This is a genomic window from Pantoea sp. MHSD4, assembly GCF_021043305.1.
GTDB classification, from domain to species: Bacteria; Pseudomonadota; Gammaproteobacteria; order Enterobacterales; family Enterobacteriaceae; genus Pantoea; species Pantoea eucalypti.
The window spans coordinates 271,316-294,988 of sequence record NZ_JAJNDH010000005.1 but is presented as its reverse complement, the minus strand read 5'-3'; the positions used below and the strand labels follow the sequence as shown (position 1 = coordinate 294,988).

At 44.7% G+C, this 23,673-nt stretch carries 22 protein-coding genes; 7 read left to right on the top strand and 15 right to left on the bottom strand.

Annotation, left to right across the window (positions count from 1 at the left end; all coding sequences use genetic code 11):
* The first annotated feature begins 218 nt into the window (after positions 1-218).
* Positions 219-2,504 carry a hypothetical protein gene (locus tag LQK91_RS16825; protein ID WP_105099847.1) on the top strand — a complete coding sequence of 762 codons (2,286 nt, stop codon included), beginning with the start codon at positions 219-221 and terminating at the stop codon, positions 2,502-2,504.
* Between the two features lie 173 nt (positions 2,505-2,677).
* Here LQK91_RS16825 and LQK91_RS16820 read toward each other — a convergent pair whose 3' ends face one another.
* The 3 genes from LQK91_RS16820 to LQK91_RS16810 form a co-directional block, all read right to left on the bottom strand.
* Positions 2,678-4,150: a hypothetical protein gene (locus LQK91_RS16820; RefSeq protein WP_105099848.1), complete on the bottom strand. Its 1,473-nt coding sequence runs from the start codon at positions 4,148-4,150 to the stop codon at positions 2,678-2,680.
* 656 nt (positions 4,151-4,806) lie between these two features.
* Positions 4,807-5,910 (bottom strand): hypothetical protein, encoded by a 1,104-nt coding sequence (locus tag LQK91_RS16815; protein ID WP_105099849.1) that lies wholly within the window; start codon positions 5,908-5,910, stop codon positions 4,807-4,809.
* Between the two features lie 116 nt (positions 5,911-6,026).
* Positions 6,027-6,227: a helix-turn-helix transcriptional regulator gene (locus LQK91_RS16810; RefSeq protein WP_033770002.1), complete on the bottom strand. Its 201-nt coding sequence runs from the start codon at positions 6,225-6,227 to the stop codon at positions 6,027-6,029.
* Between the two features lie 310 nt (positions 6,228-6,537).
* Between LQK91_RS16810 and LQK91_RS16805 the strand changes: the two genes are divergently transcribed.
* Positions 6,538-7,077 (top strand): hypothetical protein, encoded by a 540-nt coding sequence (locus LQK91_RS16805; protein WP_105099850.1) that lies wholly within the window; start codon positions 6,538-6,540, stop codon positions 7,075-7,077.
* Between the two features lie 42 nt (positions 7,078-7,119).
* Here LQK91_RS16805 and LQK91_RS16800 read toward each other — a convergent pair whose 3' ends face one another.
* The 5 genes from LQK91_RS16800 to LQK91_RS16780 form a co-directional block, all read right to left on the bottom strand.
* Positions 7,120-8,049, bottom strand: a complete 930-nt coding sequence (locus tag LQK91_RS16800; protein ID WP_105099851.1) for a tyrosine-type recombinase/integrase — start codon at positions 8,047-8,049, stop codon at positions 7,120-7,122.
* Between the two features lie 46 nt (positions 8,050-8,095).
* Complete coding sequence (gene radC / locus LQK91_RS16795) at positions 8,096-8,548, bottom strand: RadC family protein (protein WP_050320675.1); 453 nt, start codon at positions 8,546-8,548, stop codon at positions 8,096-8,098.
* 1 nt (position 8,549) lies between these two features.
* The gene (locus tag LQK91_RS16790) at positions 8,550-9,011 is read right to left on the bottom strand and encodes a hypothetical protein (protein WP_105099852.1); all 462 of its coding nucleotides are present in this window, start codon (positions 9,009-9,011) and stop codon (positions 8,550-8,552) included.
* Positions 9,012-9,130: 119 nt separating this feature from the next.
* The gene (locus tag LQK91_RS16785) at positions 9,131-9,523 is read right to left on the bottom strand and encodes a DUF2787 family protein (protein ID WP_105099921.1); all 393 of its coding nucleotides are present in this window, start codon (positions 9,521-9,523) and stop codon (positions 9,131-9,133) included.
* Between the two features lie 269 nt (positions 9,524-9,792).
* On the bottom strand, positions 9,793-10,167 hold the full coding sequence (locus LQK91_RS16780; protein ID WP_105099922.1) for a helix-turn-helix domain-containing protein: 375 nt from the start codon (positions 10,165-10,167) through the stop codon (positions 9,793-9,795).
* Positions 10,168-10,356: 189 nt separating this feature from the next.
* Here LQK91_RS16780 and LQK91_RS16775 point away from each other — a divergent pair, with 189 nt between their 5' ends.
* Genes LQK91_RS16775 through LQK91_RS16765 form a run of 3 tightly spaced genes read left to right on the top strand, consistent with a single transcriptional unit; the run spans position 10,357 to position 11,624 of the window.
* Positions 10,357-10,884 (top strand): hypothetical protein, encoded by a 528-nt coding sequence (locus tag LQK91_RS16775; RefSeq protein WP_105099923.1) that lies wholly within the window; start codon positions 10,357-10,359, stop codon positions 10,882-10,884.
* Positions 10,885-10,898: 14 nt separating this feature from the next.
* Entirely contained in the window at positions 10,899-11,258 is a 360-nt protein-coding gene (locus LQK91_RS16770; RefSeq protein ID WP_105099853.1) for an acyl-CoA dehydrogenase, read from the top strand.
* 30 nt (positions 11,259-11,288) lie between these two features.
* The gene (locus tag LQK91_RS16765) at positions 11,289-11,624 is read left to right on the top strand and encodes a hypothetical protein (protein WP_105099854.1); all 336 of its coding nucleotides are present in this window, start codon (positions 11,289-11,291) and stop codon (positions 11,622-11,624) included.
* A gap of 79 nt (positions 11,625-11,703) precedes the next feature.
* Here LQK91_RS16765 and LQK91_RS16760 read toward each other — a convergent pair whose 3' ends face one another.
* Positions 11,704-12,402: a PP2C family protein-serine/threonine phosphatase gene (locus LQK91_RS16760; RefSeq protein ID WP_187293377.1), complete on the bottom strand. Its 699-nt coding sequence runs from the start codon at positions 12,400-12,402 to the stop codon at positions 11,704-11,706.
* Between the two features lie 24 nt (positions 12,403-12,426).
* Complete coding sequence (locus tag LQK91_RS16755; RefSeq protein ID WP_105099855.1) at positions 12,427-13,743, bottom strand: serine/threonine protein kinase; 1,317 nt, start codon at positions 13,741-13,743, stop codon at positions 12,427-12,429.
* Between the two features lie 614 nt (positions 13,744-14,357).
* Here LQK91_RS16755 and LQK91_RS16750 point away from each other — a divergent pair.
* Positions 14,358-15,164: a hypothetical protein gene (locus tag LQK91_RS16750; protein WP_105099856.1), complete on the top strand. Its 807-nt coding sequence runs from the start codon at positions 14,358-14,360 to the stop codon at positions 15,162-15,164.
* Positions 15,165-15,422: 258 nt separating this feature from the next.
* Here the strand turns inward: LQK91_RS16750 and LQK91_RS16745 are convergent, their stop codons facing one another.
* Genes LQK91_RS16745 through LQK91_RS16735 form a run of 3 tightly spaced genes read right to left on the bottom strand, consistent with a single transcriptional unit; the run spans position 15,423 to position 18,586 of the window.
* On the bottom strand, positions 15,423-16,046 hold the full coding sequence (locus LQK91_RS16745) for an HNH endonuclease (protein ID WP_105099857.1): 624 nt from the start codon (positions 16,044-16,046) through the stop codon (positions 15,423-15,425).
* A gap of 19 nt (positions 16,047-16,065) precedes the next feature.
* On the bottom strand, positions 16,066-17,283 hold the full coding sequence (locus LQK91_RS16740; RefSeq protein WP_105099858.1) for an AAA family ATPase: 1,218 nt from the start codon (positions 17,281-17,283) through the stop codon (positions 16,066-16,068).
* A gap of 19 nt (positions 17,284-17,302) precedes the next feature.
* Positions 17,303-18,586: a tyrosine-type recombinase/integrase gene (locus LQK91_RS16735; RefSeq protein ID WP_020438448.1), complete on the bottom strand. Its 1,284-nt coding sequence runs from the start codon at positions 18,584-18,586 to the stop codon at positions 17,303-17,305.
* A 233-nt stretch (positions 18,587-18,819) separates the two neighbouring features.
* Between LQK91_RS16735 and mutS the strand changes: the two genes are divergently transcribed.
* Positions 18,820-21,381, top strand: a complete 2,562-nt coding sequence (gene mutS, locus LQK91_RS16730) for a DNA mismatch repair protein MutS (RefSeq protein WP_105099859.1) — start codon at positions 18,820-18,822, stop codon at positions 21,379-21,381.
* 128 nt (positions 21,382-21,509) lie between these two features.
* Here mutS and rpoS read toward each other — a convergent pair whose 3' ends face one another.
* Positions 21,510-22,502: an RNA polymerase sigma factor RpoS gene (rpoS, locus tag LQK91_RS16725; RefSeq protein ID WP_003849090.1), complete on the bottom strand. Its 993-nt coding sequence runs from the start codon at positions 22,500-22,502 to the stop codon at positions 21,510-21,512.
* Positions 22,503-22,559: 57 nt separating this feature from the next.
* On the bottom strand, positions 22,560-23,660 hold the full coding sequence (gene nlpD, locus LQK91_RS16720) for a murein hydrolase activator NlpD (RefSeq protein ID WP_033743626.1): 1,101 nt from the start codon (positions 23,658-23,660) through the stop codon (positions 22,560-22,562).
* Positions 23,661-23,673 lie beyond the last annotated feature (13 nt).

The window sequence follows — 23,673 nt, the reverse complement described above, 5'->3', positions numbered from 1 at the left end:
GAGGGTCTTTAACCAGCGCAAAAAGGTTTATAATCCATGGAATCGAAAGAGCTAATAGACATCTTTATTCAGGTCGAGAGGAGTTGCTATCAGTTCAGGGCTGATATCGTCAATATTGATTTTTTACCAATCGAAAGGATGCCCTTTAGTAAAACATCAAGCGAATGTATTCTTATTGGTGCCACCGATTACACAGAGATTACAAACGGTGCCTCAGCATGAGTTACAACTTCAGAAATCTCTCATCGGCGGACTTTGAGGATCTCGCCCGAGATCTCATCGGAAAAGAAGAGAGGCTTCGCTTCGAGGCATTTTGCGCGGGCCCTGATAATGGTATTGACGGTCGGCACGCACATGCCAGCGGGAACATCATCCTACAGGCAAAGCACTATGAAGGTTCGAGGCTTAGCAAACTGACGACCACCATGAAGCGAGAGCGTGTATCGATCAATAAACTGGCCCCCATCCGCTATATTCTAGCGACCTCATGTAGTCTCACCCCTACCGGCAAGGGTAAGCTCGCCCTCCTCATCGGTCCGAGCCTGAAGTCCGAGTCGGACATTTTTGGCCCTGAGGATATCAATGGCCTTCTCCGCAAGTATCCTGAGATACTCAAATCACATATTAAATTATGGCTCTCGGAAGCAGGTGTTCTGGAGCGGATCATACGCTCGGCAGCCCATACGATGGCGGCTTTCACACAGGAAGAGATTGAACAAAAAGTTCGCGTTTACGCATCAAATCCCAGCTTCGGCGAGTCACTCTTAACGCTAGAGAAGCATGGGCTTCTCATTATTTCCGGGCCGCCGGGCGTAGGTAAAACGACACTGGCTGAAATGCTTTGCTATACCTTTTTGAACGAGCAATGGGAGTTAGTTCCCATCCGTAGTCTGGAAGATGGCTTTGCTGCCATTACCGACAGTAAAAAACAGGTCTTTCTCTTTGACGACTTCTTGGGAAAGGTTGCCCTTGACAGACAAGCATTGGCTCATAAGGATTCTGATTTGATGCGTTTCATTAGTCGTGTGCGCCGTTCGCCAAACGCTCGCTTTATCCTGACGACGAGGGGGTACATATTTGAGGAAGCTCGGAGAGTTTCCGAGTATCTTGCCGATCAGCGCCTCGACGTAACAAAGTACGTGCTCGATGTTGGCGTCTATACCCGCCGGATCAAGGCGCGGATTCTATACAACCATCTACTAGTGTCAGAGACACCGCTATCGCACATCCTGGCACTTTTGGAGAGCAATACACTCGCAGAAATTGTTGATCATAAGAACTATAATCCACGCATCATTGAGGCGATGACCGATTTACTACGCATCGATGGTATCGAGCCCGCCAATTATCCAGCAGCTTTTATCGACGCTTTGAATAATCCCAACCAAATTTGGGACACTGCATTCCGCACACACATTGATCATCGGTGCAGGCATCTCCTAATAGCAATGTTTTTCCTTACTGAATATGGGGTTTATGTTCCTGCTCTTCGCTCATCTTTCGATACCCTGCATACCTCAATGAGCACAGCTTACGGTTTGGCATATGGACCTAAGGATTTCGAAGAAGCCCTTCGCATTCTGGAAGGTAGCTTCGTGAAAATCGTTAATATTAACGGCCCAGTAGTCTCTTTTATTAATCCGTCGCTCAAGGACTACCTCTCAATCTATCTGCTGGACACGGAACTCCTTATTCGCCTTGTTCCCACGGCGGCCTCAATTGACTGGCTGTTAAGGCTATGGAACTTCGTACATCCGCTGGGGCTCAGTAAAAAAGATCAAGCAAGGATCGCCAGAGCCTGCGTTTGCATGCTGGAGATGATCGAAATGCGTCCACACTGGCGTTCGAAAGCTGGTGATGCCCGCTCACTCGAATACAACGACGCTGCAAACTCTAAGCGGCTCCGAATGCTCATGGATTGGTGGCAGATCACGGACGAACAGCGGTTTGCCGACAGTATCATTGCTATTGCTCGCAATCCACAGCAGGGATTCAGTACTTGGTCAGATGGAGAGACTCTGATCGACTTCTTTTCCCGGCGGGGTGAAAAGGGCTATGACCGGCCGTTTATTTACGAAGCCGAATTATTAGAGCTCCTTGAAAAGGGGCTTACTGACACGATACGCTGGAGTTCAAGTGATATACTCGCCACACTTGTTGATTCGGTGGATGCAGCGAAGGGGCTTCCCGCTACCATTACTCAAGCCTTGCAGGTGGCTGTGCTTGAAGAGTTCGAGGAGAACGCCAGCCGCATTAGCGAGGATGATAGCGAATCCTCCTTGTCAGACCGGATAGATGCTCTGAAAAAGTTCGCTTCGCGTTTTGGTGTGTCAGATGCAGTATTGAATAGCTCCGTCGCAGCCATTGAGGAGCGCATAAGCGAGATTGAAGATAGGAGCAGTTGCGCCTCCTCTCCAAGCTTCCCGTCCTCGAACAATTATGAACGGGAGACCTTTGACGACAGTGCTCTTCGAGACCTTTTCTCAACTCTCATTGATCGCTAGGCTAACTGTGTATATCAGGCTCGCTGCTCTTATTTAATAATTGCGAGCATTTGACCTGTTTCCAGTTGATTAATACACCGCGATGTTAGTTACATCTTCATAACCAACATGAGGGCATCATCATGAAGAAGAGTATTCTCACTTACATATCCTTAGCACCCGAGTATCAGTGATTAGTGCTTCTGCTCAATCAAAAGGTATGGATGGGACCAGTCAGTTACCTCTTCATATGACACAAACCCATCGTGCTCCAATGCGCAAACACCTTTATGGGTGGCAACATAATCGTATACAGCCTTACTTTCCAATCCCTGCAACATGTGCGACAACAGCTTCCGACGCATTACATCTGACTTCCAACGTTTACCATTCTTCAGGTCTTTATAAGTAACGTTGAATGGCTGCCCTACCGCATTGGTAACGCATTTGCCATAACGGTTGGTCAATGCTTTACCTTCGTAGTGATCCAGCAGTAAAGCCAGATCTCGCCTCAGGGGTTTCAGAAGGTGCTTCCAGCGTTTAAGTACCCGTTCAGCCTCTTCCTGACCTAGCTCACGGTTCAACAAGCGTCGGGTACTGGATTTAAGCGATAGCGTAACGAACCCAGCGTTGAATACACTGGAAAACCGGAATTGCTTCACCAATTCCTCAGCGACACGCAATACCCGGCAGATATATTGAGTTTCCAGCACCTCCAGCGACTCTGCCAAAATGCCAATACTCAACAGCTCATGTCGTAGTATCTCAAGCTGGCATCCCTTAATGTCATAATTAACACCACGTGCCAGACACGCCCACTTCATTTTAGACGGTAGAGTCTGGAAGCCTGTGCCAACCTCAAAGGATCTCCCGCCGATGTACGCGGTTTTATACGATTGCCTGTAAGAAACCGTTAACGGTGACTCCTTCACAAGATCCACACCTGTTTCAGCCAGTCGCGACAGGAAGTTGAAAATGAATATTTTGTTCTTCTTGGTGGGATTCTCGTTATAGTAATCCAGCAGTGCATCCAGATTGATTTCCAGCGGTTCAAGGCTGTTCCAGACCCCCACTACCCGTTCCCTGAAGGTAGCGTTAGGGATATCGCGTTTAGACTGATGATGTTTGGCACGCTGCCCACGATCAATGGCAACTCCAATCAGATCATCAAATGAGTAGCTTTTACGCTTGGTGAAAATGTCAGTCAGATAATGGTAACGATCCTGACGGCTAAGGTATGCCTCGCGGTTGTTGCCAAACAACTTACGCAGAAAACGCTGAGAAATAGCATATTCCCGGCAAGAACTTTGAGCATTGGAATACCCGGTTAGTTTTATGATCCCGGCATTTTTCAACGCTTCCATTGCACGCTCATTGGTCGGCCCACTTTTCATAAATACACCAGGAAGTTTCTCTCTGCCCAGTTCAAATGTTACAGGAACAGAATAAGACCATTTCTTATTCGCCTTAATCTTTGCTTTCCTCCTGTTCTTACGACTACAGGTAGCGACACATATAACATGCTGAAGGAATACTGCTATGTTATGATAAAAAGGACGGCGCAAACTCTGCACACCATTATAAGGAACACTGAAAACAACTTTTTTGAAATAATCCAGCGTTGAATCTGTCACAAGGATATTATTTTTCGTGATATATGGCTTCATAATTCACCTGTATATAGAGACCAAAGCACCATGCTCTGACCCCATTTATTTACAACTGAATTACTCAAAAAAATCACGCGTGAACCCAACAAGGTTCAGATGGTTATTAGATAATAATATTGGAGGCTGGAGCCTCATGATAGCTGATACTGGATAATGGCTATAGTATGTAATGGTATATATGCAATAATATAGAGATAGAGTGTATACAGAGCATAATAGATACGTCTATATAACCTGTAGAAGCAAATAGCGAATAAATATCAGCTCAGCCAGAATGGGATTAGCGGATACGTAAAATGCTACCGGTTATTAAGCGGTGCAGCTCCATCCCGGCAATATTCAATAGCGGTTGTAGACACATGTTATTTTCTATTTTGATCTTTTGATACCTCGAATTTGCTCAAAACCGCCGATCCTTGTAACCGTCAGAATCAGGCAAAGCCAGTGCCGATTTTCCCCTACCATTGTACGAGGTGCCGATTTCAGGTTAAACCGTACCTGTAGTTAGCCGGTTAGCCACAGCAAAATCCGACAACGTTGGACGGTCAAAAGACGGTCATTTCCCAGATTTAATTTTCTCCTGACCTTTTTAGGCTTGCCGTTGAACAACTCACAGATGAGGATGCAGCATCCCTGCCGCAATGCCATGGCGCTTATTTCCCGCGAGATTTAAGCCATTTTTTACGGATGTCAGGTTGCCAATACTGCGGCTGTCCCAAAATACCCAGCTTCTCGACAACCAGTGGAAGTTTATGCCAGATAGCCTCTGCATCAAACAAGTCCACCAGATACCTTTTCATCACCTTATCTACTCGTTTTTTAGCTGCCTCTTTGCTCGGACTAACAGCCCTGCCATTCAACTCACTGGCCGGACGGAACGTTTTACGAGCACGGGGGACAGTCATACGTTTCAACCGTTTGGCAAAGTCTGGATCCAGCTTGCGATCCCTGATTAGCTTACGGTCATAGAATGCCAAACGTGACACCAAATTCTCCATTTGCGACAGGTTACTCAGCATCAGTTTCTGCTTACCTGGAGACAGACGCAGCTCCAGACGTAAAAAACACTCATGCTGGCTTTCATCCAGTGTTAGCTGAGCTGTTGCCCGACGTTCTTCAAGGCTTAACTCAGGGGCGTTCACTTTTTCGTATATCGAAGCTACGACGGTGGTAGCCCCTAGCCGCATACCCTCCTGCTTGCCATAAGGATCATTGAAATCACCATCATGAACTTTGGCAAGACCAATCAGAAAGTCATGCAGCTTCATCTCCATCACATCCAGCGCGTAATGGATGGTCGTGACCCATGAGTTACGCAACCCCTGGTACAGATATTTACCAATACGGCTTTTGCGCCCCAACCAAATGAATAAGTCGCTTATCTGTTCAGCTAGATAGTGTTGGGGGCTTAATTCCATTCGCACGGCACCGCGTTTCTTGTTTGTTGGTCCAAAGTAGATCATCAGTAGAACTGGGTGATGTTTAGACTTGTTTGCTAGACGGATTTCAATTACCCAGCGGTAGAGACTATCGCACTCATCCTTGCCTGCGGGGCGAAACCTGACCTGATAAGTATCGTCTGATTCAAGCTGAAATAAGCGATCTACCATCACCTGATTTTCCTGCTTGTCGAACAGGTCAGTTACCCAGGCAATTTTGTCGAAATGTCCATAACATTGCTGTCCTACGTTACTGCATTCCAGTGATACGGCGTATCCCAGTGAATCAACACGTTCTCTATTAAATGTTTTCATCATAATCTTTTTCCGGTGGCCAGTAGCCCACCAACAAGAGGAAGTATCATTGATATTGCTATGTCCTCTATAGGGTTCGTTGGGGGCTATGTGAGGGTTACACACACACACACATGCGCTTAGAGTTGCGCGTTGATACCGCGTGACTGAATCCACTCCAGTACGTCATTGAGTCCCCAGCCCACTGCGCGTCCACCATCGCCGGTCAATTTTTTCCCTGCCTTAAAATCTCCTTTTTCGATAAGCCTATAGAGCGTGGCTGACGAAATTCCGGTTAAATGAAGAACTTCTTTTTTGCGGAGAATACGGTTGGTGTTCATGCTTTTGCTCCTTTGAGCTGTTTCAGGAGCGCTGCTATTTACAACCACAAAAACCGTATTTTTTCGTACAAACCAGACTTTTTTTCGTGATAATCACGGATGAAGGTCATTTTTGTGTATTGAAGAATCGTGATTATCATGGGATGATTCTATTTCTCGTGATAATCACGATATTGCTACCCAGGAGAAGTGTTTGCAGTAATCACTTATGCAAAACACCGATTGTGATACCAGTAGACCGTGATAATCATGGAATCAGCTGGGAATATTTAGCTCGTAAGATCCTTGTTCAATTTCAGGAGATGTACTCATGCCAAATGACGATATGATTTCGCAGCAACCAGCGCAGGAGAAAAAAGAAAGGGAAAAGAACCTCGACAAAATGAGGCAGAAAAAAAGAAGGGAATTAGTAGCAAAAAAGTTTGGAAAGATTGTACCCATCCATATGCTGGAAGAGACCAAAGCGCGACTGGAGATGATTGCTAAAAAAACAGCCATAAGTCGTAAGGAACACAATGCCGCAGAGAAACGAAGCTCGGTCATAGCTGAACTGGTTAACCAGTACTACATAGATAATCTCTTGGCTTACGAACATGAAAACTCTGAGTTGGCATACAATACTTATAACAAGATATGGCAGGCTAACTTTCAAGGAAAGCCTGCTGATGTAATAGCCAGACAGCTCAACAAGGCTGGCACCCGCATACCGTATTTTGATGATAAAAGCGGTAAAATAGTTGTTGAATCAGGAAAGTGGAAAAAAGACGATATTGAAACGTTTTCCGACACAGCTCTTGTTATAAAAATGATTGAATCAAATGAGAAAAACACTAAAAGAAACGCTAAGTAGGTTCAATATATTCAGGCCCAATCACCGATAAACGCCATCATTTTACCAGCACCGCAATCGCTGCGATGCTTTGGCTTTCATGCCATCATCACGATAGTCATAGCGCGTCGTGGTGGATATGTCGCTGTGGCCTGCCAGCTGGCGGACGGTGTTGATATCCACGCCCTGCTCCAGTAAACGTGTGATGAAGGTGCGCCGCATGTCATGTGGGGTGAAACGTGCAATACCTGACGTCTGCTGTAAATCAGCCAGGATGCCCGTTAACCCGGTTGTTGTCAGCGACTGACCGACTATTTTATCGTTACGCTGAATTCGGCTAAACAGCGCATTTTCAGCTTCGTTTGCGCTGACTTTAAGCCATGCGCGGATAGCTTTATCCACTATTTCCGCCACGTGAATTTCACGGTATTTCCGCCCCTTCCCTTGCCTCACCGTCAGGATGCCGTTGCCATAGTCCAGGCGCTCAAGTTTGACCAGTTCCCCGGCCCGCAGGCCAGTTCCACAAAGCGTCAGCACAATAGCGGTATCACGACAACGCCTTACCGGTTGCGGATGCTGTTTTGCAGCCTGAATCAATGCCCGGATTTCCTGCTTGTTTAACGCCCTTCCCTTGCGTTGGACATCACCGCTAACGCGCTTAACTGACCGAATACGTGTCAGTGTTTCGGCATTCATGCAATTCAGGTTAAAAGCAGTCTGCGCTACGCCCCTCAGCGCTGATAATGCCATGTTGACCGACGACACGGCGTAACCGCCATCCAGCAGTGCTGCACGTACTTTAGCAACGGCGGCGAAGTTAAGTTGCTCCCACGGGTAGTGATCTGCATCCGCACCGCGTTTAAGTATGCTGGCGCTGCGGTTTAACAAGCTGGTGATACCCCGTCGTCCCGATGGTGCCAGACCGCTGATATACGCATCGAACACGGTGGTTTGCACCACCGGCACGATCTGACGTAACGCAGCCCCGCTCATGCGTATAACCCGTGATAACGTACATTAAACCAGGTAACTTTCAGCATCACACCAGCCCCCGTTCAGCCATCGACACCGTTTCAGTCCCGGCCACGATAAAGTGATCAAGTAACCGCACATCCAGCATTTCCAGCAGTTCCTGAAGCTTTTTAGTCAACCGGATGTCACAACGGCTGGGTTCAGGCTCGCCGCTAGGGTGGTTGTGGACAAGGATGACTGCGGCGGCGTTATGTTTCAGTACACGCTTAATAACTTCGCGGGGGTGAACGCTGACCGAGTTTAATGTGCCCCTGAACAGGATTTCGCGGTGCAGCAGCTGATTCTGATTATCGAGCAGGATGATGCCAAACTCTTCATGTTCAAGCGGTGCCAGCTCAACCATCACGCATCGCCGTACATCATCAGGGGAGCAGAGTTGAACGCCACGCTGGTAATACCGACTGATGATGTCACGCGCCTGATCGAGGATACGGGTTTCACGTTGGGTAAACATGGTCATGTCAGAACTCCCGCTCAATGAAGTAAATGACGTCGGGAAACAGCTGGCGACGTGTTACGCCAGTACGCAGGGAGAAAGCTTTACGGGGCATGGTGGTTCGCCCGTTGCTGTCGAAGAAGCAGAGCGTTTCTTCATCCATTTTGACCAGAAGGGACCAGTGAAATTGGTCGCTGAGCATAATCAGGCGGGAGTAGTCAGTGACGTCAAGAAACCGCTGCATTTCCCTAAAAAGCCGCCCGTCGGTTAACCCCCGCATCCCTGCAAAGGGTCTGGTGATTTGAACCGGGAACTGGCGGCTGTAATGCCCTTTCTGCAAAACCTGAGCCATCAGCCAGTCTAAGCGATCTTCTTCAATTCCTTCAGTCAGCCATTCATTCAAGGGCCAGCGCTGCTGATAAACCTGAATAAGCCGGTTCATTAACGGGCGTCGTTTCACCCTGCCGTCATACAACCAGCTCAACATGTTAACCACACAGTAAGCACCGCATAGACAGTCCAGTTCGCCCTGTTGAGACGCACGTATCCCTCTGTTATCAGTCACAGATAATTCCCCATAAGATAGTGATGATTAGTGTGGTGGGATTAGCTTTCCCAGAGAACAGTAATGGTGTAAGCGTTCATGGCGTGATACTGATTAAAGTTGGATTGCCAGAGTTCAAATAGCTCCCTTCCGGCGTTAACAGGCAGGTCACCAACATGAGCAAGAAAGACATATTTCTGACTCCAGCTGATATCAATTTCCTTTTCCAGTTCGGGGTATACAACCCCCATATAACTGAAGTCGGTGATGTAATCAAAATACCATTCATCATTGCGTGAAATAATCCGTATTTCGACAGGATGATAACCGCCCTTTTCAGCGCTGTAACTCAGGTCTTTAAATAACAGACTGACAGCTGTAATTTTTGTATTATGCGGCGGTGTGTTTCCTGCCTCATTTAATATGATATTTATTAATTCCTGATCGACGGGCATAGACAGCCCTTCCTGATGGATAACACTCATCGTTTTTATTCCGGAAAAGATGCATTTGGATTGATAATACAAACCAACAATTGACGATTGCCCATACTGACTGTTTAGACGATAGACGTCCTCCCATCAGGATGGGATAATAAAATGAAATGCTAAGTTGGCAATTAGTTTGTATCAGCTACTGGACAATATGACACTATCCAGCAATGTTATTTTACCAGGGCCATGCTTTTAATGCAAATAGTTTCACTCAGGAACTAATTTGGTTGTTATTTTATAAACTCATCTAAAAACATAATTAAGCTTTTTCTCTTAGTGTTATCGAGCTTATTCCAGACTTGCTCGAGACGTTGTTTTAATTCAACGTCAAGCCCAGTGGCATAGTTAATCGGGATATCAGAAACCTTTAAATCCTCCATACAATCAATAAAGAACCAGCTGATTGGAGTTTTTAAAGCAACGGCAATTTTGACTAAATGAGCAATATTGATCTTATTCGTTCCGCGTTCATAGCGGGAAAGTTGTTGTTGAGAGATATCGATAGTCTCTGCAAGATCGGCAGCAGTTAGCCCTGCTTCTTTGCGTCTGGCCTGAATACGCTGTCCTACCAGCTTATCAGCTGAATCTGCCATCAGTTTAACCATCATTTTATCTCCAGAACGTCCATAAGAGGAATTCTGGGGCTTTTTTACTCTTGCATGAACATCGCTAATGGACGTAAAATTAACTATTACATCATTTATAGACAAAATAGCTGCAACCGATCGACTAAGCTGGATTGGAAGCTCACTCAGTTGTGCAGCAGAGCAAAGGTGGGCAAAAAGGAGAACATTGTGGCAACCACCATTACTGAGATAACGGATTGCTTTGAGTACTTTTTCAGCTCTCTTTATCGCCGGAAGTTCGTCAAAACCCTGCGTCTGAACGAATGTAGCGAGCGGGAATTATTGCCTCTGGTACGTTGCTATTTGCTGGGTTGGTTTGCAGATAATGTCTCACCGGAAGTAAAAAGCAAGCTGCCAGGAACTGTATCCGGGCACGGTTACATTGATTTTGTCATTGATGATGTAGCCGTTGAGTTTGCAGTACGTAAACCAACGGCTGCACGTTCCAATGTCTCCGCAACTGTAAATAGCACTGAAGTTAAAAAATTGATGAAGCACGACGGCAAAGCCTTGCTTGTGCTGTTTGACTTCTCTGACACACCCTACTCAGAAGAACAGATCGAATCTTTCCGCAATTGGCCCTCTCTTGGTCGAGGGAATCATCGCAAGTCCGCATTCAACGTCGTTTATTTCTTTGTGGAAAAACGCAGACCGCTGGCACTGGGGAAAATCACCAAAAACATCCGTATCACTTAACAGGGAATTAATTAATGAAAAGAAAACTGTTGGCCTTATTGATGGCAGCCATAACGCTACCTGTCGCAGCAGCTCAGTACGTAAAACCCGGAGCGGTTCTAACCCTGCATCCGGGACAGAACAACGCTGAATTCGACATTAATGCCTCAACAGGGGATGGTTCGGGCGTATGCAATATGGAGGGTACAGCACAGCAAATAGCTGCCGGAGAAAGCCAGAAGCGTCGCTGGGTCTGGAATGACAATACCAGCCAGTGTGTTGCAGTAATTAGTGAACTGAATAACGGTAAGACCAACGTTATTACTCGTGGTTGCGAGGGATACTGCGGGGCCTCTGCGGCAGGCGCAATGGATGGTCTATTTAATAAGAAATAAAAGTATCATTAATTTACGAAGGAACTATAGATGAAAAGAACAATGCTTCTGGTATTAATAGCGGCTGGTTTACTGGCTGGCTGCGGCGAGAAAACGCCAAAATGTAGTAGTGATGATGCAAAAAATCTGGTCGTAGATATTGCAAGAAAGACTATCGAGAAAGGGATGACACTGGATAAGGATGTGCGGATTACAGTAGAAAATGTCAGAACAATAAGCCATGAATCAGGGCTTGATATTTATCAGTGTGCCGCTGATTTAACCTTTACAAAACCAGATCTGCAAAACTCCCTGCCAATCACCTACCGGGTTCAGAAAACTGATGAAGGGAAAGGCCAGTTTTATATAAATATTTCGGGTTTGTAATTTACTCATAACCTCCTTGCAAAACAAGGAGGATGAAATACATAAAAAAATCTTATCAATTTAAACTAAAAATGAATTGTTAACCTTTCATCTCAAAACCGATGCCAGTATAATCATCTTTAACTACTCTTGACTGAATTAAAGAGACAATGCTATTTAGCCAGTTATTGATATCACTATGAAGTGAACTCATGGTAACTAATTCCTTTTTAGAACATAGGTTGTATACACCATCACTGACCAATAGCAAACGATCATTTAATTGAAGATCAAACGTTGTCTCGAAAAGGTCAAAATCTGCGTCACTTGAAAGCACTGATAATAAAATATTACGCCGATGATAAAACTTGGCCCTTTCTTTAGTAAGAACGCCAGCATCTATCAGTTTTTGCCTTTCGCTTTGATCTATCGTTTTAGTTATAATTCCTGTATCACGCAAATGATACAACCGACAATCACCTACATGCCCTACAGACACCTTATTGTTATTAATATAACAAATAGTCAACGTCGTAGCCATTTTAGGTGCTTTTTTTTCCTTGGCTTCATGTATGATTGCAGCTTTAACCATACTAAAAACATAATTAATATTTGCTTCATTATCTTTATTAAAAAGACTTGAAACTTCTCTTATAGCAGTAAAAGAGGCCAAAAGCCCCCCTTCATGGCCACCAACACCATCAGCTATGGCTAAAAGGTAAGCGCCATTATCCAAACGAATGGACAAATAGGAGTCTTGATTTTCCTTCTTTCGCCCTTGATGGGAGAAGGCAGCCATGTTGCAATGCATACATTTACCTTGTTATACAATACCTAACAACTGAGGTGGCAATACCTGCCTATTATAGCCGATGGATTGTTCCATGTGTATAATTTTTCTAGAGAAGTTAAATGATGTTACCCTTATCTCAGCCAGTAGGCGTTCTACCAATAGAGGCGACATATTTATTAACATAGAAGAAACTGTTCTTTCCACATACCATCGATTATGTGATGTCCCAAGTTCAAGTAAGGCCAGAATTAACTTCGCCTTCATCCCTAACTCTCCAAATTCGAAGAAAATTTTCGCCTTGCTTGCTAAAACATCGCAATAATCGAAATCAAAGCTGTGTGTCAACATAATATCAGAGAAGTAGTCACCAAGAGCTGCATATAACTCAGGCGAATTATCCCTGAGCGTATTAATATGATCAATTGTTATAGCTGCTAATACTACATCGATTTCCGTATTGTTGTCTGATCTTTCTAAATAGAAAAATACAGAATCCCACTGATGATCTGTAAGCTCGGTCCCTGATGAAAGAAGTTCTATAACTCTTTGCTGATCTCTAGAACTAAAAGTAATAGGAGTTGTTGTTAATACACGATACAAATCATCCCTCAATGCAGCTACAGATGAATATCTTCTGATAGCTAGAGTTTTTGTACACTTGCTTATAATATCGCCAATAGGACCGGGAAGAGATACTTCAGAATAGGGTACACGATTAGCCCCCCCACTAAAGACATCATGTAAGATAGCCCCAAAGGAATAAATATCAGCAGCAGGAGTTGCTCGCCTGAAGTCCCCCATTAGTTCAGGAGCTGCATATAAAGCTGTTCCTCCTGTAGCATTAGTTCCTGTTAGGCTTGTTGATTCACTGTTAATCGCGCTAATTAAACCAAAGTCAGAAATAGCATAATAGTTCCCTTGAGGGCTATTAAACTTCAATACATTTGCAGGTTTAAGATCTCGGTGCACATAGCCATAATTATGTAAACACTCTAAACCTGATAATATATTGAAAAGAGCCGTATTTAAATTATTACCTAAGGTATGGTCTGTATTTAATTCATCACTCAGAGTACACTCAGCTAAAGGCATTGTAAAACATGGGGGATCATTATCTAAATGCGAGTCAAGTATTTTTACCACATTAGGATGCATAACACCGCTTTGATATTGTACCTCACGAACAAAGCGTCTCTTAAGTGACAAATCATCAACATGCGCTAAGACAACTGATAAAGGATCATAAATTTTCAAAGCAACAACATTACTTGTTTGAGTGTCATATACTTTATCCACTCTGGCGAAACCACCATGACCTAAATTAGCTTGAATTGTATATCTCATCATTTCCTCAATTCATATTATAACTTTTAAATAAATGGGGAGGTATATTTAAACCACCAGAAAATTCTATCAACTTTCGCACTCACAATCACATTTTCCCTATCCAGCATGATTACTCACACTTGCATAAGTTAAGCGAGATAATCCGTTAAAGCTTCAATAGTCAATCTCAAATCTATATACTTTACGATGAAAAATCTAGATTGTCTATTTTGGCACATCAAAATATTTGAATGCATTTAGGTATTAATTATAATTTTAAACAAGTTCAATCTCATCTTTTAGATAATAGCTACCTAAAAAGCCTCTCATTTAAGCGTTATCAATCTTTCACAATTCATCCCTCTGCTGCTCTAAACACTCTTTTAGTGAAGATATAACCATTCAAACCATTAAAAAATTTATCCTGAACATTATTAAATACAAAACCAATCTAAGCTTTATGCGACTGGAGACATCAGCACTAATTTCATTAATTAAATCCCCACAAAATATCTTCACAAAATAGGTAATCACATCAACCATAAAATTATACTTGAATCAATTTCTCTAAAAGAAAAATTTACAACAAATGTAAAATAAAATATAATATTAACTTTCGGCGTTAGGAGGTACCTATGATTAGAACCCCCAGAGATATAGAATCAAATTTTAGAAAAACACTTGGGATAATTAATCCGTTAATGTGCATAGCTGATATTTCTTTAAAAGAAATAGAGTCTAACTTAGAAGAAATGCCATTATCAAATTTAACAAACAAACACAAACATAATAGGTTATCTGTAGAAAATATAAAAATTGCGGATGCTCTACTTTATGTTCATTTAGCACATATAACTTACATCAATAGCAGAGCTGAGTCATTTTGCAATGAAGTTATAAAATTAACCAATATGTTAACTAAAAATTCCGATAGTTATGACATTGACCCAACCGATAAATTAAGAAAAACAATAATATTGATTCAAGCAAAAAAAAAGAAAGTTTCAAAAACAACAAAAAAACTTGACGAGTCAGTTTATATTAAATTTTGCGGACAGGCGGAATTGCTAATCGTTGATTACTTCAGAAAACTACGAAATATTGAAATGCATGAAAGCTCAAAAAGTAACGAGCTAAAATTTGAATGCACGCCCCAAGAACGAATTGAAATAATGAAAAAATTTAAACACTCTCCTAATGATTGGGAAACGTTAAATATCAGAGATGTGATCTTGTATTCTCAAGCATGGCAATCATTAGCGGTAAATCTATGTAGTAATATAGTAGACATTGACAATGGTTTTCTGAATAAATTGAAAAAAAAATATGCCAATGATGACAAAGTCCGCAGGGACAATGCAATAAGACAGAAACTTCGTCAAGATTACTTGCAACCTGCCCACATAGTGAGTATGCTGGAGCATAGTGGTTGGGTAGCTTGAGGCAAAAAGCGACCCAGGCTCCCTCTGATTTCTAGGGGGACACCCCTCCAACGAGCTCTAGGTTAGAGCTCGTTGGAGGGGTAGATTGGAGTTCGAATCTCCACCCAACCGCCAACCCTCCTTAAAATTTTTTATTCTGGGGGGCTTAAGGTATCAAACATTGAAACTTTAGTTACGAATTACTATTAGATGATTTCCTAGTGAATTATAAAAATTGATATTCCCTATACTGGAAGAAAATGTTTTTTGATTTCATAACTAATAGTTCATGTTAAATTTCTCAGTGGCTTTAACAAACATTTCATTAACAACCTCATCAATAATCTCACTTTCATTTGAAAGTCCTTGTGCATTATTAAATGTATTCACCTCAAGCTCTTTTAATTTAAAGTAACCATAAGTAAAATCGCCCTTTCTACTATTATCGACTATAATATACTTTATTAGTTTTACACTTCCACACTGAAAACCATATAACTTCAAGTGGTTATCATATACATCTAAATTTGGATGGACGATATCATACCCTTTGGTATCAAAATAATTTTCACTTTGGAAGAAAACATCATTTAAGAATGCAATATCATTTCTTTTAATTTTCATGTTACAACGCTTACATGATATTGCCAAGTTTCTTAAATCAAACATGAACTTTGGATATTTACTTTTTGGTAAAATATGCTCAATATCAATGACCATGCTGAACTCACCCGATAAGTTTTTTTGGCAATAACAACAGTTCTCTAGTTGTTTTTTTAGTAGATGATTTTTTATCTTTTCCTTTATATCACTCAAAAAATCGGCTGACCAACAGTTACATCCTAGTTTTAATGCCTTATCAATTAAAATTAACTCATTATTGTTAAATTCAATTAAGCACATATATAACCTTTCAATAAAATTACTTTCCAGATTTATTCTTGTTAGCTAATTCTAACAACCCTACGATTTCACTTAAAAAATCGGCCTGTTTTCGTTCCACAGATATTGACTTGTAATTGAGGATTTTATCCATAGCCTCATCATAAGTAATATTGTCTTTAATAAATTCATTGATTAGTTCGGAACAATGATTTGATAAACTCCTACTTTTGGGGGTTAAAACATTAAAAAGATCCATATAAATATCTTCAACACTGGAGTCTTTGTTTTCTATTACTTTTGCTTCTCTATTTTTTACGTTAAATTTTCTTAAAGTGACATTTTTTCCTTCACCAGAAAATAGTGCAATCAATGGTGAGTGAGTAGCTATATTAATACGAACATTTTCATAAGGATCATCATTATAGTAAGCATTTTCATATCTTATAAATTCTAATATTTTATTAATGTATTCTATTTGCCACTGTGGATGAAGACTATTTTCTGGCTCATCTATAAATATACTTGTATTGTGAGAAAGGCTCGTCGAGAGAAAAAACATTAGCCCCAATAAATACCTCTCTCCTGAGCTCATTTTTGCTATCGGCAGTGCAACACCACCTTTGGTAACAAAGTAATTAATTTTCTTAACAAGCCCTATTCTTTTTAATTTTTTTTCATTTTGAACTATTGCTTTAAAAATGCTTTTACTGGTAACCATTTCATCCTGCATTGATTCATCGAAATAAATAATCTTCCCACTATTTTCTACAAGAAATTTTTCTACCTCACTATATGTAATACCAAACTGTAGTTTCCTTCCTGTTTTAATCTCTTCCTCTTTCATAACATCTAACATAGCGTTGATATAGGGATCATCTCTATCATCATTTGTATATTCAATTATTTTCTTTCCATCGTTATTATAATGCTTGTTAAATGTTATATTAAAACCAATTTTGTCTTCATAAGCTAAGTAATTTAAAACTCCAGATATTTTTTTATAATTATAATCATCCAGACTTCTTGCAATGAACTTGGTGATAGTTGATTCAATTTCAACACGCCCACGCACTAAACCAAAATATCGATACCCATTATCTTCTCCTTTCTTATAACGGCTGTAAATAGAGTTGCATACTACTAAAATATTCCTATTCGTATTATTATAAAGCCTCTTTATTTCTCTCTCAAAAAGACTGCTTTTACCTTCACCATTCTTCCCTAAGAAAATATTAATATTGATATTTTTTTCCATAATGTAACAGTCTTCTCTATTATCCAGCTATTTTTTCTAAATAATCCGCCCACACCTGCAACCACTTCCGGCACTCAGCATCATACTTATACAAATTATAAATCCCTTCAACGCCCCCACGTGTATGCCCCAATACGGCCTCTGCTACCTCATTTGGACACTGCAAACGAGATAACCCCGTTCGTACTGTACGGCGCAGATCATGGGGCGTCCAATGAGGTATATCAAGCATTTGACCGCTTTCACGTAAACGCCATGAGTTTTCAGTTAGGTACTTCTGCTGAATTGGCTTCTTAGTTGCCTGCGAAGGGAATAGATATTTGTCAGAGGTGAGGCGTAAAACTTTGAGAAAGTCGATTGCCTGATCAGATAGCTGTACGTAGCGCTCTACCCCTGTTTTGGTTTCTCGAAGATGAATGGTACCTTTTTCAAGATCAACATCATCCCAGGCCATGTTGCAAACTTCACCTGTTCGGCATCCTGTCCAGAGTGTCAGCCGCAGCACGTTTTTAATCGTTGGCGTATAAGCCGAACCCGGAAGCCATTTAAGAAACTTTCCAAGCTCGACCTCGCTCAGTACCCTTGTCCCACGTGCGTTTGTGAGCTTGATTCTGGTCTGTCGCAAGCTGGATTTTGCTAACAACGCCGGATTTGCAAAACTGTCATCAAAGCGCCCAAGGCCAATAGCAAATTCATATGCGAGTGAAAGCTCCCTCAGTACATTCCCTGCCTGTACGGTTGCACCTCGAGCTACAATGCCATTGATTAAATTAATGACATCCTGGCGCGTAATCTCAGCAGCATTCCGGGTTCCTAAGCTTTTAACAGCGTCACCATAGAGAGTACGACGAACCTCAGCCTGCCCTTTCGGCTTTCTGGCACCTGGAATGACCTTCCCGTCCTTCGTTTTACGATCCTCAATACGCTCGGTAAGATACAACTCAACCAACCCTTCAACTGTCAGCACTGCTGCTTTCGGTTTTTGGTTCTCTTCTAGTAGGCGTTGCTTCTCATGTTTTAGCTCAGATGCCGGACAGCGCCCTTCACTTCTAATTAGTTTGAGTTCTTGCAACTTCATACGTGCCATTGCGAGCGAGGTTTGCGGGAAGCTTCCAATTTTTACCTGTGACAGCTTATTGGTCACTGGGCTAGTATAGCGGTAGAAAAAGGTCTTGATACCAGAAGCTCCGCAAGTAACACGCAAGCCTCGGTTCTCACCCGTATCAGCCTTGTTTTTGTCCCCAGGCTTCATCATTTCGACCGCTTTGGATGACAAAGGTTTGCCTGCTGGTTTATCCGTCATATAAGATCCATTTAATGGCTAACCACTTGATTTATTAAGGCTGTAACCCAGCTTTTCTTTCCAAGTGTAGGTTGTGAGTTTATTTAGTGCAATTATACCATAACCTACATAACAACCTACACTTTGACCTACACTTACAAGTGGGATTTGGTGATTTTTTATGAGACAACGTGATATCTAATGAGAACAACAAAAATCACAATTTACTTTAAAATCAATGGAATAAATAGATTATGTCACTGAATGACAACGTGAATTTAGATTCACACACCCCAATGATGCAGCAGTACCTGCGCCTCAAGGCAGAGCATCCTGACATTCTGCTGTTTTACCGTATGGGTGACTTCTACGAGCTGTTTTATGACGACGCAAAGCGCGCCTCTCAGCTGCTGGAGATTTCACTCACCAAACGCGGTGCGTCAGCGGGTGAACCGATCCCGATGGCTGGCGTGCCCTATCATGCGGTTGAAGGTTATCTGGCAAAACTGGTGCAGTTGGGCGAGTCCGTGGCCATCTGTGAGCAGATAGGCGATCCGGCACTAAGCAAAGGCCCGGTTGAGCGCAAAGTGGTGCGAATCGTCACGCCAGGCACCATCAGTGATGAGGCGCTGCTGCAGGAGCGGCACGACAACCTGCTGGCTGCAATCGTGCAAAGTCCGCGCGGTTTTGGCTACGCCACGCTGGATATCAGTTCAGGCCGTTTCCGCCTGAGCGAGCCTGCCGATGCAGAAACCATGGCGGCAGAGCTGCAACGCACCAATCCCGCTGAACTGCTCTACCCCGAAGATTTTCAGGCGATGTCGCTGATTGATCAGCGACGTGGCCTGCGCCGCCGTCCGCTGTGGGAGTTTGAAATCGACACCGCGCGTCAGCAGCTGAACCTGCAATTTGGCACCCGCGATCTCAATGGCTTCGGCGTGGAGAATGCGCACCTCGGACTGAGTGCGGCGGGCTGCCTGCTGCAATATGTCAAAGATACCCAGCGCACTACGCTGCCCCATATCCGCTCGCTGAGCATGGAGCGGCAGCAGGACAGCATCATCATGGATGCCGCCACCCGCCGTAATCTGGAGATCACCCAGAACCTGGCCGGCGGCACCGACAACACCTTAGCGGCCGTGCTGGATAAAACCGTCACACCGATGGGCAGCCGGATGCTGAAGCGCTGGCTGCATATGCCGCTGCGCGATGCGCGCATCATCAACCAGCGTCAGGAGTCGATTGCTGAGCTGCAAAATCTCAGCGACGTATTGCAGCCAGTGCTGCGTCAGGTCGGCGATCTTGAGCGAATCCTGGCCCGCCTGGCGCTGCGTACAGCCCGTCCGCGCGATCTGGCCCGCATGCGTCATGCGTTTCAGCAACTGCCAGAACTGAACCAGCTGCTGGCCGATGTTGAAGCACCGCAGCTGCAGAAACTGCGCGTGCAGATGGGCGAGTTCACCGCGTTACGTGAGCTGCTGGAGCAGGCGGTGATTGAGTCACCGCCTGTGCTGATCCGTGACGGCGGAGTAATTGCGCCTGGTTATAACGCAGAGCTGGATGAGTGGCGCGCGCTGGCCGATGGCGCAACCGACTATCTTGACCGGCTGGAGATTCGCGAACGCGAAAAGCTGGGACTGGATACCCTTAAAGTCGGCTTTAACGGTGTGCATGGCTACTACATCCAGGTCAGCCGAGGACAGAGTCATCAGGTTCCGATGCACTATGTCCGTCGTCAGACGCTGAAAAACGCTGAACGCTACATCATTCCTGAACTGAAAGAGTACGAAGACAAGGTCCTCACCTCGAAGGGCAAAGCGCTGTCGCTGGAGAAAAGCCTGTATGAGGCACTGTTCGACCAGTTGCTGCCGCACCTTGAAGCACTGCAGCTGAGTGCTGCCGCGCTGGCAGAGCTGGATGTGTTGAGCAACCTGGCGGAACGCGCCTGGTCACTGAACTATTGCCGTCCGGTCTTGCAGGAAAAAGCCGGGATTAAAATCAGCGGGGGTCGCCATCCGGTGGTTGAACAGGTTCTGAAAGAGCCGTTTATTGCTAACCCGCTGTCGCTGGCACCCCAGCGCAGGATGTTAATCATTACCGGGCCAAACATGGGCGGTAAGAGTACCTATATGCGGCAGGCAGCACTGATTGCACTGATGGCATGGATCGGCAGTTTTGTTCCCGCCGATGAGACGCTGATTGGTCCGCTGGATCGCATCTTTACCCGTGTCGGTGCCGCAGACGATCTCGCCTCCGGGCGCTCGACCTTTATGGTTGAAATGACCGAAACCGCCAACATCCTGCACAACGCCACCGAAAACAGCCTGGTGCTGATGGATGAGATTGGACGCGGAACCTCCACCTACGACGGTTTATCGCTGGCCTGGGCCTGCGCCGAAAACCTGGCGAATCGCATCAAGGCAATGACGCTGTTTGCTACCCATTACTTTGAGCTGACCACCCTGCCGGAAAAAATGGAAGGCGTGGTCAACGTCCATCTGGATGCGGTTGAGCACGGTGACACTATCGCCTTTATGCACAGCGTGCAGGAAGGGGCCGCGAGTAAGAGTTACGGTCTGGCGGTCGCAGCGCTGGCGGGCGTGCCTAAAGAGGTGATTAAGCGGGCGCGCAATAAGCTCAAAGAACTTGAGAACGTTTCAAACCATTCGGCTTCATCGACGATCGATGGTTCTCAGCTACCGCTGCTGGTTGAAGAGACCTCGCCTGCCGTGGAAGCACTTGAGGCGCTGGATCCGGATACGCTGACACCGCGCCAGGCGCTCGACTGGATTTATCGTCTTAAATCGCTGGTCTGACAGTGTGGCGCACCGCGTTATTGCGCGGTGCGCCGTTAATCAACAGCAAAAATTTTCTGCAGACATAAAAAAAGCGATGGTTTTCACCATCGCTTTTTGCATTCTTACTCAGACCAGCTTAAATACGATTATTCACGAAACAGTGCTTCAATGCTGAGGCCCTGCGCCTGCAGGATTTCGCGCAGACGGCGCAAACCTTCAACCTGAATCTGGCGTACACGCTCGCGGGTTAAGCCGATTTCACGACCTACATCCTCAAGTGTTGCCGCTTCATAGCCCAACAGGCCGAAACGACGCGCCAGCACTTCACGCTGCTTGGCGTTCAGTTCGAACAGCCATTTGACGATGCTTTGTTTCATATCATCGTCCTGCGTGGTGTCTTCCGGGCCGTTGTCTTTTTCATCGGCCAGAATGTCCAGCAGCGCTTTTTCAGAATCACCGCCTAATGGCGTATCAACCGAGGTAATGCGTTCGTTAAGACGTAACATGCGGCTTACGTCATCAACCGGCTTATCCAGCTGTTCGGCGATCTCTTCCGCACTTGGCTCATGGTCGAGCTTGTGGGAAAGTTCACGCGCTGTACGCAGATAAACATTCAGTTCTTTTACAATGTGAATCGGCAGACGGATGGTACGGGTTTGATTCATGATCGCCCGTTCAATTGTCTGACGAATCCACCAGGTGGCGTACGTTGAGAAACGGAACCCGCGCTCCGGGTCAAATTTCTCTACGGCGCGAATCAGGCCGAGGTTACCTTCTTCAATCAGGTCCAGCAGAGCTAAACCACGATTGCTGTAACGACGGGCGATTTTCACCACCAAACGTAAGTTACTTTCGATCATACGGCGACGGGAAGGGATATCACCCCGCAATGCACGGCGAGCGAAGAAAACTTCTTCCTCTGCCGTTAACAACGGAGAATAGCCAATCTCCCCGAGATAGAGCTGCGTCGCATCTAATACACGCTGCGTCGCACCCTGTGAAAGCAACTCTTCTTCCGCTACGTCGCTATCACTGGCTTCGTTTTCAACGAGTGCCTTCTCGTCAAAAATTTCAGCTCCGTTCTCATCGAATTCCGCGTTCTCATGTAACTCGTTTACTTTCAGCGTATTCTGGCTCATAAGCGGCTCCTACCCGTGATTCCAGGGCAGAACATACATCTGTTTTGTTCTGCCGGATTATCGCTGCGGCAAATAACGCAACGGGTTTACGGATTTCCCCTTGTAACGAATTTCAAAGTGTAATCTGACTGAACTGGTTCCGGTGCTACCCATGGTAGCGATTTTTTGCCCCGCCTTAACTTCCTGTTGTTCCCGAACCAGCATTGTATCGTTGTGGGCGTAGGCGCTCAGGTAATCATCATTGTGTTTGATGATGATTAAATTACCGTAACCCCGGAGTGCGTTACCTGCGTAAACCACTCGTCCTGAAGCAGTGGCGACAACAGATTGTCCGCGCGTCCCGGCGATATCGATACCTTTATTGCCACCTTCGGCGGCAGAGAAGTTATCGATAATCTTCCCGTCAGTCGGCCAGCGCCAGCTTCCGACCGGCGTTGAACTGTTGGTTGTACTGCTAACCGTTGGGGGTGCGGTAACTACTGGAGCTGTTGTCGTTGCAACATTTGCTCCTTTCGAAGGCAACAATTTGCTGCCACCCGAATTACCCGAATCATCAGAATACGTAATAACAGGTTGCTGTGCAACAACAGGCGATTTAATTTGTGGTGCCACAGGGACCCCGCCCTGTGTTGCATCAGCAACGGTAATGGGATTGCCACCGGTAATCGGCTGACCCGACCCATTTCCAATCTGTAAAGTCTGGCCGACATTCAGGCTATAAGGCGCGGGAACGTTGTTGCGCTGGGCTAAGTCACGGAAATCATTGCCGGTAATCCAGGCAATATAAAACAACGTGTCGCCACGCTTAACGGTATATGTTTCACCGGAATAGCTACCCTTAGGAATATTCTGGTAACTGCGGTTGTACACTATCCGGCCATTCTGCGTCTCAACATTACTGCTGGTACTAATCATTCCACCATTGCTGGGGGTAGATGATGAATTTCTGCTTAACATTTGTCCCTGAGACGGCGCGGCTGGAATGCCACCAGAAACCTGGCCTCCTCCCGCCTGACTGTTCATCATGCCGCCCTCATCGCCAACGCGACTGATAGGTGCCTGAGAATTGTCGCTGGAGCTGCAGCCTGCCAGCCAAAAACCTACCAGTGAAAGCGCCGCCAGACGGCGTAACTGAAAAAGTGTGCTTCCCGTGCTCATTAATCCCCCGTGA